Here is a 13,215-nt window from a genome sequence, read left to right as displayed (position 1 = left end):
TGCCGCAGTTCCTACGCTGCTACGCATGATCAGTGCCATCCGCGTCTCCGCGGCCGCCGCCCCTTACATGACCACCGGCGAGGCCCGTCTCCTGCTCAAGGGCCAGAAGCTCGACACCCGCTTCGAGGCGGAGCTGCTCGCAGGGGTCCGTACGAACGCCCGCGCCGGCGCCGCCCCCGCCGGCGGCCGCCACCCCCTGGTGGTGCTCTCCCCGGGCTTCACGCTCAACCGCGCCACCCTGACCACGCTCGCCGAGGAGCTCGCATCGAAGGGGTACGTCGTCGCGCTCGTGGACCACGCCTACGAGTCGTACGGCACCAGCTTTCCCGGCGGTCGCATGCTCACCTGCGTCGCGTGCGAGAAGGTGGAGAGCGCACCCTCCGACGCGGCGAGCAAGAAGCTGCTCGCCAGGGCCGCCGCCGGCCGGGCGGCGGACCTCTCCTTCGTCGTCGACGAGCTGACCCGTACGGCCTGGAAACGATCGAAGATGATCGACCCGCGGCGGATCGGCGCCGCGGGCCACTCGCTCGGCGGCAACGCCGCGGCGAGCCTCATGGCCCGGGACCGCCGCGTCCGCGCCGGGGCGAACATGGACGGCACGTTCTTCGCGCCGGTGCCGAAGGCAGGACTTGGTGGACGGCCGTTCCTCATGCTCGGCACCGAGGCCCACTCGCCGGCCGGCGACGACACGAGCTGGCCTCGGGACTGGCGGCGCCTGGACGGCTGGAAACGCTGGCTGACCGTGGCCGGCTCCGGCCACTTCACCTTCATCGACCTGCCCGTCCTGGGCGGCCAGGTCGGGATGACCGACCCCTCAGCGCCGCTGCCGGGCAAGCGCTCGGGCGAGATCACGACGGCGTACGTGGGCGCCTTCTTCGACTGGCATCTGCGCGGCGAACACCGGCCGCTGCTGGACGGCCCGTCCACCGCCAACTCGGAGGTCACCTTCCACAACCGTTCACCTCAGTGATTCGCCCGTGCCGGGCGAGGGGCTCCGCCTGACCGCATCCTCACGGTCGGTCGGCCTTGGCTTCGCTGCCGTGGACGATGAGCGCGTACAGCACGAGCACGTCGACCGCGATGACGGCCAGCGACCACCAGGGGTTGACGGCGATCCAGGTCAGTTGGGTGAGGGCGTTCAGCATCACCAGGATGACGCCGACCACTCGGGCCCAGCTCTGGCCGGCGGTGAGGGCGATGCCCGTGGCCAGGACGAGCACGCCCAGGAAGAGATGGAGCCAGCCCCAGGTGGTGACGTCGAAGAGCAGCAGCCGGTTGGGCGTCTGTACGTAGATCCGGTTGGCGAGGACGGCGGCCAGACCGGTGATGATGTTGAACAGCCCGGCCAGGACCATCATCATGCCGCCGAACCAGATCCAGCCGACCCAGCCGGTCACCTGCCGCGCAGGGTGGTAGGTCATGGAGAACCCTCCCTCTGAGCTCCTGGCTTCGTGGATGGTGACGTTGCTTCCCTCGCCGACCGGGCAATCACGACATAAAGGGACGTAGCGGCAGGTGAGGGGACAGGATTGGGGGCGAATTTCCCTTGTCTTGAAGAAACAGGCATCGCGCCGGTCGCGGACCTGCGCGAGTCCCCGAGGCAACGTACGCTGGACGGTGCGCGCTCAGGACGCCACCGGTCCGCGGAAAGGGCCAAGCCCACCTGACGGTCACCGAACGACCCCGGCCCGACCTCTTTTCCGGCCTGACCATGCGGACACCAGGCCAGACGGAAAGGAGGCCATCGTGCCCATCCACCGCCTGCCCGACAACCCCCGCATCCAACGGCTCCGCAAGCAGGCCAAGACCCTCCTCCAGCAGATGAGGGCGGGCGCTCCCGAGGCGCGCGGACTCGTCGCCGAGTTCCATCCCCGGCCCCCGCGGACGCCCAGGCTGTCCGACGCGCAGCTCGTCACCGCCCGCATGTACGGCTTCGCGAGCTGGCCCCGGCTGAAGGAGCACATCGGCACCGTCGAGCGCTACACCCGCTCGCCGCACCGTGTCGCGCCGCGCGAGGACCCGCAGGAGGAGTTCCTGCGGCTCGCCTGCCTCACCTACGGCCAAGGCGACCGGGGCAGGACCGGTGAGGCCGGCCAGCTGCTCGCCCGGCACCCGTGGCCGTCCACCGCGAACGTCTTCACGATGGCGGCCACCGGCTCGGCCGGTGCCCTGGCCGGCGCGCTGGCCGCGGACCCCGGCCTGGCCCGCGCGCAGGGCGGCCCGTTCGGGTGGGAGCCGCTGCTGTACCTGGCCTACGCCCGCCTCGACCCGCCCGGCCGGCCCGTGGAGGCGGCCCGGCTCCTCCTCGCCCACGGCGCCGACCCGAACGCCGGCTTCCTGTGGGACGGGCTGGCCTCCCCGTTCACGGCGCTCACCGGCGCGTTCGGCGGCGGCGAGGGAGACCAGCCGCCGCACCCGCGGGGTCCGGAGCTGGCCAGGCTGCTCCTGGAGGCGGGCGCCGACCCCAACGACGGCCAGGCCCTCTACAACAGAGGGCTCGGCGGCTCCTTCTCCGACGACACCGCCCACCTCGAGCTGCTGCTGGAGTTCGGTCTCGGGCGCGGGGAGGGCGGGCCGTGGCAGGTCCGGCTGGGCCCGGCGCTGCGGTCGCCGCAGCAACTGGTGCGCGACGAACTCGCCACCGCCGCGCTGCGGGGCGGCCCGCGCCGGACCCGGCTGCTCCTCGCGCACGGCGCGGAGGCGGACGGCCTCGGCGGGCATCCCGCGTTCGGCGGGCGCACGCCGTACGAGCTGGCCGTGCTGCACGGGCACACCGAGGTCGCGGAGCTCCTCGCCGCGGCGGGCGCCTCGACCGTGCTGGACGAGGCGGACGCGTTCACCGCCGCCTGCATGCGTGCCGACGCCGGCGCGGTGGCCGCGTCAGGACCGGCGCCACTGGCCCGGGCGCTCGCCCGCACTCCCGGCCTGATCACCAGGGCGGCCGAGCTGCGCAGGCCCGCGGTGGTACGGCTGCTGGCCGGACTCGGCTTCGACGTGAACCACCTGCATCGTGCCACCCCGCTGCACGCGGCGGCCTGGAACGACGACGTGGAGACCGCGAGGACGCTCGTCGAGCTCGGGGCCGACCTCACGATCAGGGACGCCGAGCACGACTCGACCCCGCTCGGCTGGGCCGAGTACGGCGGCAGGCTCCGCGTGGCGGCGTACCTGCGGGGCGCGGAGCAGCACGAGTGACCTGCGTGCCGGGCTCCGGGACGAGGACCGCGCGGCCGGCCCGCGGCCGCGCGGCCGCGGGCGAGTCCTCGCTCACGAGATCGGGCGGATCTCCACGAGCGGGCAGGCCGGCCACGAGCGGACCAGCTCCAGCGCCTCGTCCAGGTCGGCCACCTCGACCTCGGCGAATCCGCTGACCACTTCCTTGCCCTCCACGAACGGCCCGTCCGTGACCACCGGCTCCCCGGGGCCGAGCCGCACCGTGGTCGCGGTGTGCACCGGCGCCAGGTGGGTGTGGTGGGTGATCTTTCCGGCGTGCTCGGCGAACCAGCGGCCCACCGCCTCGAAGGCGGCATCCCGCTCCTTCTCGCCCATCTCCTCCAGCTCCTTGGCGAACTCCTCGGTCTCCACGAACATCAGCACGTACTTCACGCGTGTCCTCCTCCATCCGTCGGGTGGGTCAGGGCGATAACGCGTCCTCGAACTCCGGCCCGAGCCCGGCGTGTGCCCTCCACTCAACAAGACGATCGGAACGCGCGCCCACACGACACCTCGACGGCGGGAGACGAAGAGGTACGGGCTACCGCAGCCGGCCGCTGAGGGCCGCCGTGGCGCAACAGACCCCGCCGGTCACGATCGCCGCCGTCAGCACCGTCACCGAGCTCCATCCGCCCGTCTCGGCGACCCACAGGTACGTCGGCGCTCCGAGCAGCGTGCCGAGGCTGCCCGACTGCGTCACCGCTCCGACGCTCCACGCGATGCGGTCGCCGGCCACCGCGGGAAGCGCCGCGAACACCGCCGAGACGGCCAGCCCGTTGACCACCAGCACCCCTGCCGCGCATACGGTCGCCACCGCCACCGGAGCCTGCGTGAAGACGCCGGCGGTCAAGGGGATCACGAGCAGGGCCGCGGTGATCAGCCGGCCCGGCCGGATCCGGGCGCGCAGCGCCGCTCCGGCCGCGAGGCTGCCCAGAACGCTGGCCGCCGAGACCAGCCCGGCCAGCGGGCTCGCCTGTGATCCGGGCACGCTCCGCTCGGCCGCCAGGTACGCCGGGAGCACGGTCACCAGGCTCACCCCGACCGAGGCGATCAGCGCGAACCCGGCCGCCAGGGCGGCTACCGGCCACGTCGCGCCGGGTCCGCGACGCGAGCAGGCCCGGCCGTTCTCCCGGCCGGGCCGGTCGTCGCGCGGCAACGTCCCGGCCAGCGCGGCCACCATCAGGGTGATCGCGCCCACGCCCGAGACCTCGGCGCGCCAGCCGGTGACCAGACCGCCGCCGGCGCCGGCCAGCGCGAGCCCGGACGGGATGCACACCCCCCACAGTGCCAGGGCCGTCTGCCGTGACCTGCCCTCCAGCAGGCGAGCCAGCAGGCTCGGCCCCGTGATCACCACGAGGGCGTAGCCGGCCGCCTGGATCGCCCGCAGGGCGAACAGCGCCGCCGCGCCTCCGGCGAGCGGTGCTGCCAGCCCCGCCACGCCCAGAGCCACCAGACCGGCCACGAAGATCCCGCGCAGCCGATGCCGATCCACCCATAACCCCAGCGGCAGGCAGGTGAGCCCGGCGACCAGCGTGATGGCTGACGACAGCAGGCCCGTGGCGGTGAGCGACAGGTCGAATTCCGCGCCCACCGAGGCCAAGAACGGGACGAATTCCCCCAAGGCCATGCTGGCCGCCGTGCCTGCCGCCACCACGGTGACGATCGTACGAACGCTCAACGGGCACGCACCTCCCACAAGTCGGGAGGCGCGACCGGCGAGCCGGCCCGATCCTCAAGCCCGGGTGGGCGACGCCTCGACGAGGATCCTCGGGGTGTGGAGTGGCACGAACCACCCGACAGCACCCTATCCCGCGGGCTCCGCGGGCTCCAACGCCCGCCGGCCAGGTGGTGAGCCGATCCGGCCGGCGGGTAGGGGGCGCCTGTGCGGGCCACGTCCACCCCTCCCGCGAGGGCCACCCGGGCGGTCCGCCTGCGCGGGCGTGTCCTCGCCCTGGTGGCGGGGGCCTGCCTGGCGCCGGCGTTTCCCGCCGTCGGCGCCTGGTGGTGGGCGTGGGCCGGGCTGGTTCCGTTCGTCGTGCTCGCCGCGAGGGCGGGATCGTACGCCGAAGCGGCATGGCGCGGCTGGTTCGCGGCCGTGGGCTTCTTCGCGGTCCTGCACCACTGGGTGCTCCACTCCCTGGGGGTGTTCGCGCCGCTCGTGCTGGGGATCGCGGGCCTGTCCTGGGTGCCGTTCGGGCTTGTCGCGTACGGGCTGCTCCGCCGGGTCTCCGCGGCCCGGGTCGTCGCGGCGCTGCTGGTGTTGCCCTCTACCTGGGTCGTCGTCGAGGTCCTGCGCTCGTGGGAACATCTGGCCGGTGCGTGGGGGGTGCTCGGTTCGAGCCAGTGGCGCGTGCCGCCCGTCCTCGCGCCGGCCGCGCTCGGCGGCGTGTGGCTGCTGAGCTTCGTGCTGGTCGCCGTCAACGCCGGGCTCGCCGCCGCCGTGCTGCCCGGCGCCGGGCAGCGAACCCGGCTGGTGGGCGCGGGGGCCGCCGTAGCGCTGGCCGTGCTCGCCGTCGGCTACGGGCTCGTACGGCCGGAGCCCGCCGTGACGGGCACCATGCGCGTGGCCGGGGTGCAGACAGGCGACGTGCCCGGCCCGGCCCGGCGCCTGGCCGAGAACCTGCGGCTGACCCGCGAGCTCGCCGGCCGCGATCACGACGTCGTCGTCTGGGGGCAGAGCAGCGTGGCGTTCGATCCGGCGCGGCGGCCCGACGTGGATCGCCGGCTGCGGATGGCCGCCGCCGAGGTGGGCAGCGATCTGCTGGTCAACGTGGACGCCAGGGGCTCATCCGGGCAGATCGCCAAGACGACGTACCAGTACACCGCGGATGGCGTCGTGAACACCTACGTCAAGCAGCGACTGGTGCCGTTCGGCGAGTACATCCCGCTGCGGCCGTTGCTCGGCTGGCTGGCCGATCACACCGACGCGGCCGCGGAGGACCGGTCCACCGGCGGCGGGCTCACCGTCCTGGACGTCGCAGGTCACCGGGTCGGCCCGCTCATCTCCTACGAGTCCGCCTTTCCCGACATGCGGCGCCGGCTGGCCGTCATGGGCGTGGACCTCACCCTCGTGCAGGGCTCGCTCACGACGTTCCACGGCAGCTGGGCACACGCGCAGCAGGCCGGCCTCGAAGCCGTGCGCGCGGTCGAGTCCGGCCGTCCTGCCGTGCTCGTGGAAGCCGGCGGGACCTCGGCCGCGTTCGACGCCCGGGGCAGGCCGCTGGCCTGGTACGGCCCCGGGTACCAAGGTGCCTTCGTGATCGACGTGCCGCTGTCCATGGAGGTCACGCCGTACGTCCGGCTGGGGGACTGGGTGCCCGTCATGGCCGCCGGGATCCTGGCCGCGAGCGGCGTCGGGCTCGCCGCCCGGCGGGCCCTTCGGAGGAGGGACACCCTCGGCGGGGACGGCGACAGGCGTACGCGGTGACGGCGCGGCGCGATCAGTGAGTCGCCGCCTCCCCTACGGGCGTGACGCTTCGATCAGCCGCCGGTGCGACTCCAGCAGGCCCTCCGGCAGGTCGTCGGGGGCGCACCAGCGGGCCTCCAGGATCTCCATCGGGTTCAGCCGCATCGTGCCGCCGCCGGTGTACCCGGCCGCGTACGCGTCCTCCACCCTGAGCTGGAACCCGCTCCTGAGCTGCACCATCTCGCCGACGCTCACCTCCAGGCCGGTCTCGCCCTCCGCCCTCCGTCGTCCTTGACGGGGAAGCATACCGGGGCGCCGCCGAGGCCGCGTATCCATGGGCGGCTGCGCCGCTTCAGACAGCACGGCGGTCGGCTCGGAGCGCACCGCTCGGGGCCGGCCTTCGTCGTGGAACAACCCGCCGCACGACGATGCCGGACACCGCCTACTGGCCCGGCCGGGACAGGGAGGCGCCGGTCGACGCTCTGACGATGAGCTCCGGCTGGAAGACGATCTCTTGGTGCCAGTGGCCAGGGTCGCCCCGGGCGTCGGTGAGCAGCAGCTCCGCGGCGGCGTGGCCGAGCTGGTGCTTCGGCTGGCGGATCGAGGTCAGCGACGGCGACAGCGCGGCCGCGAACTCCACGTCGTCATAACCCATGACCGCCATGTCGTGCGGGACGCCGATGCCGCGCTGCTCCAGCCCGCGCAGCGCGCCCAGCGCCACCGTGTCGTTGACGCAGAACAGCGCCGTCGGCCCCTCGCGCAGGGGCAGCCGCTCGAGCGCGGCCTCGCCCTCGCGCGGGGTGAGCGCGGGCAGGGTGACCTCGGTGATCACCTCGCCGGGGTCGAGCCCGGCGGCGCGCACCGCGTTGTCCAGCCCTTGGCGCCGGTCGGCGCACTGGCGCACGATCGACGGCCCGTTGAGGAACCCGATGCGCCGGTGGCCGAGCGACAGCAGATGGGCGCCCGCCAGCTCGCCGCCCCTGACGTTGTCGACCGCGACCGCGCAGAGCTGGGAGTCGGCGCCCGGCCGGTCGAGCAGCACCATGCCGATGCCGCGCCGGCGCAGCTCCACCAGGTGGGAGATGTCGTCGCCCGCGGGCGTGATGAGGATGCCGGGCACCCGGTGCTGCTCCAGGATCTGCAGGTAGTAGGCCTCCTTCTCGACCGAGTCGCTGGAGCTGCAGAGCACGAGCAGCAGCTCCTCCTGCGACAGCCGGGTCTCGATGCCGGGCAGCACCTCGGTGAAGAACGGGTTGCCGATGTCGCGAACCATGACGCCCACGGACCGGCCCGCACCGCCGCGCAGCTGCCGGGCGGGAGCGCTGGGCACGAACCCCAGCGCCTTGATGGAGGCGCGCACGCGGCGCAGCGTCGGCTTGGCGACCAGCTCCGGCCGGTTGAGCACGTTGGAGACCGTTCCCACGGACACGCCGGCGTGGGCGGCGACGTCGACCATGCTGAGCCGGCGGCGCTGGGCCGGCTTGTGGATGTCGGTCACCGGTGGACAGCCCTTCTGGTCACCTGGCAGGAACACCCAGTGTAGCCATTGAAATGTTTCATCTACATGACACCCGTGCTCCGATTCTCCAGGCAGGCATTGACGCGGGTACCTCTACCTGCTTACGGTGCGCGAGGATTGAAATGTTTCAAATAGTTGGGAGCCCCTGCATGCAGCTGGCCGTGACCGATCCCCGGGTCGAAGGACTGGCCGAGCCCTTGGCCCTGGATGTGAGCGCTCCGCTGTTCTCGTGGCAGATCACCGGGGCCGGGCGCGGGCGCGCGCAGAGCGCGTACCGGGTGATCGTGGCGCGGGAGGGCGATCCGGCCGGCGAGGGGGCCGAGCTGGTCTGGGACAGCGACGCCGTGACCTCGGCCGTCACGTACGACATCCCGTACGGCGGGGCGGAGCTGCGGCCGCGGACCCGCTACGGGTGGCGCGTCAAGGTGGCCGACGAGAGCGGCACCTGGTCGGAGTGGGGTCCCGCCCGCTGGTTCGAGACCGGGCTCGGCGACACCGCCGGCTGGACGGCGGGCTGGATCGGCACGCCCGTGGTGCCCGGCTCGGAGCGGTTGCCGTCGCTGGAGAACGTGCCGCGCATGTGGGTCGCCGGCCGGCTCGGGCCGTCCCCTTCGCCGCTCGGGGCGTTCCGTACGCGGTTCGAGGTGCCGGGCGGGGCACGGCCGCTGTCGGCGCGGCTGGTGATAGGCGGCGGCCACGAGGTGGCGGCGTACGTCAACGGTGCGCCGGTCGCCGGCGAGTCGCGGGACGGCGCGTTCGTGGCCGACGCGGGCGACCTGGTGGTCCCGGGCGAGAACGTGCTGGCGATCAGGGCCGGCGGGTCCGGGCTGTGCGTGCGGCTGGAGGTCGTGGTCGAGGGGCGGCCGGCGCTGGCGCAGCTCGTGCCCGTGGCGGCGGCGGGCGGGGTGACCGTCACGTCCGGCGGCAGGTGGCGGGCCGGCGACCGGCCCGAGGACGGGTTCGAGCAGCCCGGCTTCGACGACTCGGGGTGGTCGCTGGCCGAGGAGGTGGGCCTGCACGGCGACCCGCCGCACGGCCGCGAGCCGATCGCCGACCGGCCCAGCCCCTACTTGCGGCGCGAGTTCGACGTGCCGTCGCCGGTGCGCAGGGCCAGGCTCTACGCCACCGCGCTCGGAGTCCACGAGGTGCACGTGAACGGCAGCCGGGTGGGCGCCGACCACCTGGCGCCCGGCTGGACCGACTACCGCCACCGGATCACGTACCAGGCCTACGACGTCACAGAGCTCGTGTCGGAGGGCCGCAACGCGATCGGCGCGATCCTCGCCGACGGCTGGTACGCGGGCCACATCAGCTGGTTCGGCCCCTTCCAGTACGGCCGCAGGCCGGCCTTCCGCGCCGAGCTGGAGATCCTGCACGACGACGGCAGCGTGACCCGGCTGCGCACGGACCCGGGGTGGCGGGCGGGGACGGGCGCGATCCGCTACGCCGACCTGCAGAACGGCGAGCGGCAGGACCTCGCCGCGGAGCCGCACGGCTGGACGGCTCCCGGGTTCGACGACTCCGGCTGGGCGCCCGCGGTGCCCGTGAGCCCGCCCGCGGGCCGGGTGACCGCCGCCGTCGCGCCGCCGATCCGGGTGCACGAGGAGCTGGAGCCCGTCGCGGTGTGGGAGCGCAGCCCCGGCGTGTGGATCGCCGACTTCGGCCAGAACCTGGTCGGCTGGGTCCGGCTCACCGGCCGCGCCGGCCGGGAGCGCCCGGTGGTGCTGCGCCACGCCGAGGTCCTCGACCACGAGGGCGGGCCGCACCTGGCCAACCTGCGCTCGGCCCGCGCGACGGACGAGTTCCTGCCGAGCGGGGACGGGCCCGAGACGTTCGAGCCACGCTTCACCTTCCACGGCTTCCGCTATGTCGAGGTGTCGGGGCTGCGCGCGGCCCCGGAGCGGATCACGGCCAGGGTCGCCCATGCCGCGATGGAGCCGGCCGGCGAGTTCACCTGCTCCGACGAGCGGCTCGACCGGCTGCAGCGCAACATCGTGTGGGGGCAGCGGGGCAACTTCCTGGCCGTCCCCACCGACTGCCCCCAGCGCGACGAGCGGCTCGGCTGGACGGGCGACATCTGGGCGTTCGCGCCCACGGCGCTGTTCAACTACGACGTCGCCCGGTTCCTGCGCAGCTGGCTGGACGACGTGGTGGCCGCGCAGGGCGACGACGGCGCCGTCACGCACGTGGTGCCCGACGTGCTCTCCGGCCGCGGGCTGTCGCCCGACGCCAAGGAGGCGGGCTCGCCCGGCTGGGGCGACGCGCTCGTGATGCTGCCGTGGGCGATGCACCGGCTGCGCGGCGACACGCGGGTGGTGGCGGCCTGCTTCGAGCCGATGGCACGCTGGCTGGCGTACCTGGACAAACGCTCCGACGGCGGGATCTTCCCGGAGGAGGGGTTCGGCGACTGGCTGGCGACGGGCGCCGAGACGTCCAAGCGGCTCGTCGGCACCGCGATCTTCGCGCTGTCCGCGCGGCAGCTCGCCGGGCTCGCCGCCGTGCTCGGCCGCGACGCGGACGAGCGGGCCTGCCTGGAGCTGTACGGCCGCGTACGGGAGGCGTTCCGCGCGGCCTTCGTCGAGGGCCCCGGCGTGCTGGCGGAGGGCACGCAGACCGCCTACGTGCTGGCCGTCACGGCAGGGCTGTTCGAGGAGCACGAGTTGCCCAGGGCGGCCGCCCGGCTGGCCGGCGACATCGAGGCCCGTGGCGGCCACCTGTCGACGGGCTTCCTCGGCACGCCGTTCCTGCTGGACGCGCTCACCTCGACCGGGCGGCTGGACGTGGCCTACCGGCTGCTGACGCAGGACACCTTCCCGTCCTGGCTCTACCCGGTCGTCCACGGCGGGGCGACGACCATGTGGGAGCGCTGGGACTCATGGAGCCACCACCGGGGGCTGCAGGACCCGGGCATGAACTCCTTCAACCACTACGCGTACGGCGCCGTCGGCGACTGGATGTACCGGACGGTCGGCGGGCTCGCCCCGGGGTCGCCCGGCTACGCCGACGTCGTGGTGCGGCCGCGGCCGGGCGGCGGAATCACCTGGGCGACGACCGCGCACCGCACCCGGCACGGCCGGGTGGAGGTCGCCTGGCGGCTGGAGGGCGACCGCTTCGCGCTGGACGTCGTCCTGCCGCCCAACACCCGCGCCGAGGTGCACGTGCCCGCGCCGCCCGAGCGGGTGACCGAGGGCGGCGTGCCGGCCGGCCAGGCGGAGTGCGTGACCTTCGACCGGCTGGACGGCGGGGGAGCGGTCTACCGGGTCGGCTCGGGGTCGTACGCGTTCCGGGCGCGGGACACGGCAAGCTGAGAGGCAGTTCGATCGTGACCAGCACAAAGGCGCGCCGCCGGCCCCCGTGGGGGGTCTACCTCGTCCTCCTCCCCACGTTCGCCCTGCTCGCGGCGTTCTCGTACTACCCGGCGCTGAACGGCATGGTCCACTCGCTCTTCGAGTGGCGGCCGGGCTTCGAGTCGCCCTTCGTCGGCTTCGAGAACTATCTGACGATGCTCGGCGACGACCTGTGGTGGGCCTCGTTCCGCAACATCGGCGTCATCTTCGTCTGGGCGGTCACGCTCATGTGGGTGTTCCCGCTGCTGGCGGCCGAGCTGGTGATGTCGCTGTCGAGCGAGCGGCTGCGCTTCGTGTTCCGCACGCTGCTGATCCTCCCGCTGGCCTTCCCCGCGGTGGTCAACGTGCTGCTGTGGCAGTTCATGTACGACCCGCGCGACGGCGTCATCAACAGCGCGCTGCGCGCGATGGGGCTGGACGGGCTGGCGGGCAACTGGATCGGCGACCCCGACACCGCGCTGGTCGCGCTGATGACGATCGGCTTCCCGTGGGTGGCGAGCCTGCCGTTCCTCGTCTTCCTGTCGGCGTTGCAGAACGTGCCGGCGGAGATCTACCAGGCCGCCGAGGTCGACGGCGCCGGCCGGCTGCGCCGCTTCTGGAGCATCGATCTGCCGATGATGTTCCAGGACGTCAAGCTGCTGTTCGTGCTGGCGGTGATATCGGTGCTGCAGTACGGCATGCAGGCGCACATCATGACCGGGGGCGGGCCCGACAACGCCACGCAGGTGCCGGTGCTGCGCATGCTCGACGCGGCCTTCGTGGACACGAGCTGGGGGTACGCGGCGACGCTCGGCACGGTGCTGTTCGTGCTGACCCTCGCGGTCAGCCTGGTCGCGCTGACGCTGGGCAGGAAGGCGGACGCATGAGCCGCACGCGCAGGACAGACCTGGTGGCGGGGGCCGTGCTGGCGGTGCTGGCGTTCGCCGGGCTGTTCCCCTACCTCTTCATGCTGGCGGCCTCGGTCAAGGACAACGAGCAGTTCTTCGCCGGCTACTGGTCGCCCGCCTGGCCGTTCCACCTGGACAACTACGCGGTGGCCTGGGAGCAGGTCAGCCCCTACCTGTTCACCTCGTTCGTGGTCGCGGGGCTGGCCATCGCCGGCACGCTGGTGCTGGCCCCGGCAGCGGCGTTCGTCTTCGCCCGCTTCAGCTTCCCCGGTCGCGGCGCGCTGTTCGGGCTGATCGCGGCGCTGCTCATGGTGCCCTCGATCACCAGCCTGGTCCCGCTCTTCGTGCTGATGCGGGATCTGGGCATCCTGGACAGCAGGCTCGTGCTGATCGTCCCGCACGTCACCGCCAACACGGTGCTCGGGATCGTCATCATGCGCACCTACATGGTGCAGGTCCCTGAGGAGATCTTCGAGGCGGCCAGGGTCGACGGCGCGGGCGGGACCCGGCTGTTCCTGGCCTTCATGCTGCCGCTGTCCCGGCCCGTCATCGGCACGGTGGCGCTGATGACGGTGCTGGGCGTGTGGAACGACTACTTCTGGCCGCTGCTCACGGTGCAGACCGATGCGTACCGGACGATCCCCGCCGGGCTGGCGTTCTTCGCCAACCAGAACGCGCAGCAGTGGGGTCCGCTGTTCGCGGGCTACGTTCTGGCCAGCCTTCCGCTGGTGGTGCTGTTCACGTTCCTGTCGAAGTGGTTCCTGGCCGGCATCCAGGGCGGCATCGTCTCCGGCAAGTGAGGGGCGCGGTTCGTTGAAACGTATCAACCAAGAAAGGAAGCGG

The 13,215-nt window shown here is 73.2% G+C and carries 11 protein-coding genes; 6 read left to right on the top strand and 5 right to left on the bottom strand.

Annotated elements, in window-relative coordinates; translation table 11 throughout:
* Positions 1-25: 25 nt before the first annotated feature.
* Positions 26-970, top strand: a complete 945-nt coding sequence (locus ACTWPV_RS37015) for an alpha/beta hydrolase family protein (RefSeq protein ID WP_443155352.1) — start codon at positions 26-28, stop codon at positions 968-970.
* Between the two features lie 40 nt (positions 971-1,010).
* Here ACTWPV_RS37015 and ACTWPV_RS37010 read toward each other — a convergent pair whose 3' ends face one another.
* Positions 1,011-1,421, bottom strand: coding sequence for a DUF7144 family membrane protein (locus tag ACTWPV_RS37010; RefSeq protein ID WP_443155351.1), 411 nt, complete (start codon positions 1,419-1,421; stop codon positions 1,011-1,013).
* Positions 1,422-1,746: 325 nt separating this feature from the next.
* On the opposite strand from ACTWPV_RS37010, the gene ACTWPV_RS37005 reads away from it, so the two are divergent.
* A complete protein-coding gene (locus ACTWPV_RS37005; protein ID WP_443155350.1) occupies positions 1,747-3,195 on the top strand; it encodes an ankyrin repeat domain-containing protein in 1,449 nt (482 codons plus the stop codon).
* A gap of 72 nt (positions 3,196-3,267) precedes the next feature.
* Here ACTWPV_RS37005 and ACTWPV_RS37000 read toward each other — a convergent pair whose 3' ends face one another.
* Together ACTWPV_RS37000 and ACTWPV_RS36995 are read right to left on the bottom strand one after the other, a co-directional pair.
* Positions 3,268-3,606, bottom strand: coding sequence for a YciI family protein (locus ACTWPV_RS37000; RefSeq protein ID WP_347643437.1), 339 nt, complete (start codon positions 3,604-3,606; stop codon positions 3,268-3,270).
* Between the two features lie 148 nt (positions 3,607-3,754).
* Positions 3,755-4,891, bottom strand: a complete 1,137-nt coding sequence (locus ACTWPV_RS36995; protein ID WP_443155349.1) for an MFS transporter — start codon at positions 4,889-4,891, stop codon at positions 3,755-3,757.
* A gap of 204 nt (positions 4,892-5,095) precedes the next feature.
* On the opposite strand from ACTWPV_RS36995, the gene lnt reads away from it, so the two are divergent.
* On the top strand, positions 5,096-6,640 hold the full coding sequence (gene lnt / locus ACTWPV_RS36990) for an apolipoprotein N-acyltransferase (RefSeq protein WP_443155348.1): 1,545 nt from the start codon (positions 5,096-5,098) through the stop codon (positions 6,638-6,640).
* 33 nt (positions 6,641-6,673) lie between these two features.
* On the opposite strand, the gene ACTWPV_RS36985 is transcribed toward lnt, so the two are convergent.
* Together ACTWPV_RS36985 and ACTWPV_RS36980 are read right to left on the bottom strand one after the other, a co-directional pair.
* Complete coding sequence (locus ACTWPV_RS36985) at positions 6,674-6,925, bottom strand: hypothetical protein (protein WP_443155347.1); 252 nt, start codon at positions 6,923-6,925, stop codon at positions 6,674-6,676.
* 136 nt (positions 6,926-7,061) lie between these two features.
* A complete protein-coding gene (locus tag ACTWPV_RS36980) occupies positions 7,062-8,117 on the bottom strand; it encodes a LacI family DNA-binding transcriptional regulator (RefSeq protein WP_443155346.1) in 1,056 nt (351 codons plus the stop codon).
* 170 nt (positions 8,118-8,287) lie between these two features.
* On the opposite strand from ACTWPV_RS36980, the gene ACTWPV_RS36975 reads away from it, so the two are divergent.
* The 3 genes from ACTWPV_RS36975 to ACTWPV_RS36965 are packed head-to-tail and all read left to right on the top strand — an operon-like array spanning position 8,288 to position 13,172.
* Positions 8,288-11,446 (top strand): family 78 glycoside hydrolase catalytic domain, encoded by a 3,159-nt coding sequence (locus tag ACTWPV_RS36975; protein WP_443155345.1) that lies wholly within the window; start codon positions 8,288-8,290, stop codon positions 11,444-11,446.
* A gap of 14 nt (positions 11,447-11,460) precedes the next feature.
* Positions 11,461-12,351 (top strand): carbohydrate ABC transporter permease, encoded by an 891-nt coding sequence (locus ACTWPV_RS36970; RefSeq protein ID WP_443155344.1) that lies wholly within the window; start codon positions 11,461-11,463, stop codon positions 12,349-12,351.
* The gene (locus ACTWPV_RS36965; protein WP_443155343.1) at positions 12,348-13,172 is read left to right on the top strand and encodes a carbohydrate ABC transporter permease; all 825 of its coding nucleotides are present in this window, start codon (positions 12,348-12,350) and stop codon (positions 13,170-13,172) included. Before ACTWPV_RS36970 ends, ACTWPV_RS36965 begins: the two co-directional genes overlap by 4 nt.
* Positions 13,173-13,215 lie beyond the last annotated feature (43 nt).

The sequence above is a fragment of the Nonomuraea sp. KM88 genome, from assembly GCF_052245635.1.
In the GTDB taxonomy this organism is placed as follows: domain Bacteria; phylum Actinomycetota; class Actinomycetes; order Streptosporangiales; family Streptosporangiaceae; genus Nonomuraea.
Note: the sequence above shows the minus strand (reverse complement) of the source record. Positions and strands in the feature narration are given on the sequence as shown.

What these genes read in the sequence shown, in the direction of transcription:
- ACTWPV_RS37015 (WP_443155352.1), top strand. Translation starts at nt 26, where the DNA reads ATGATCAGTGCCATCCGCGTCTCCGCGGCCGCCGCCCCTTACATGACC.
- ACTWPV_RS36985 (WP_443155347.1), bottom strand. Translation starts at nt 6,925, where the DNA reads ATGCTTCCCCGTCAAGGACGACGGAGGGCGGAGGGCGAGACCGGCCTG.
- ACTWPV_RS37010 (WP_443155351.1), bottom strand. Translation starts at nt 1,421, where the DNA reads ATGACCTACCACCCTGCGCGGCAGGTGACCGGCTGGGTCGGCTGGATC.
- ACTWPV_RS36965 (WP_443155343.1), top strand. Translation starts at nt 12,348, where the DNA reads ATGAGCCGCACGCGCAGGACAGACCTGGTGGCGGGGGCCGTGCTGGCG.
- ACTWPV_RS36975 (WP_443155345.1), top strand. Translation starts at nt 8,288, where the DNA reads ATGCAGCTGGCCGTGACCGATCCCCGGGTCGAAGGACTGGCCGAGCCC.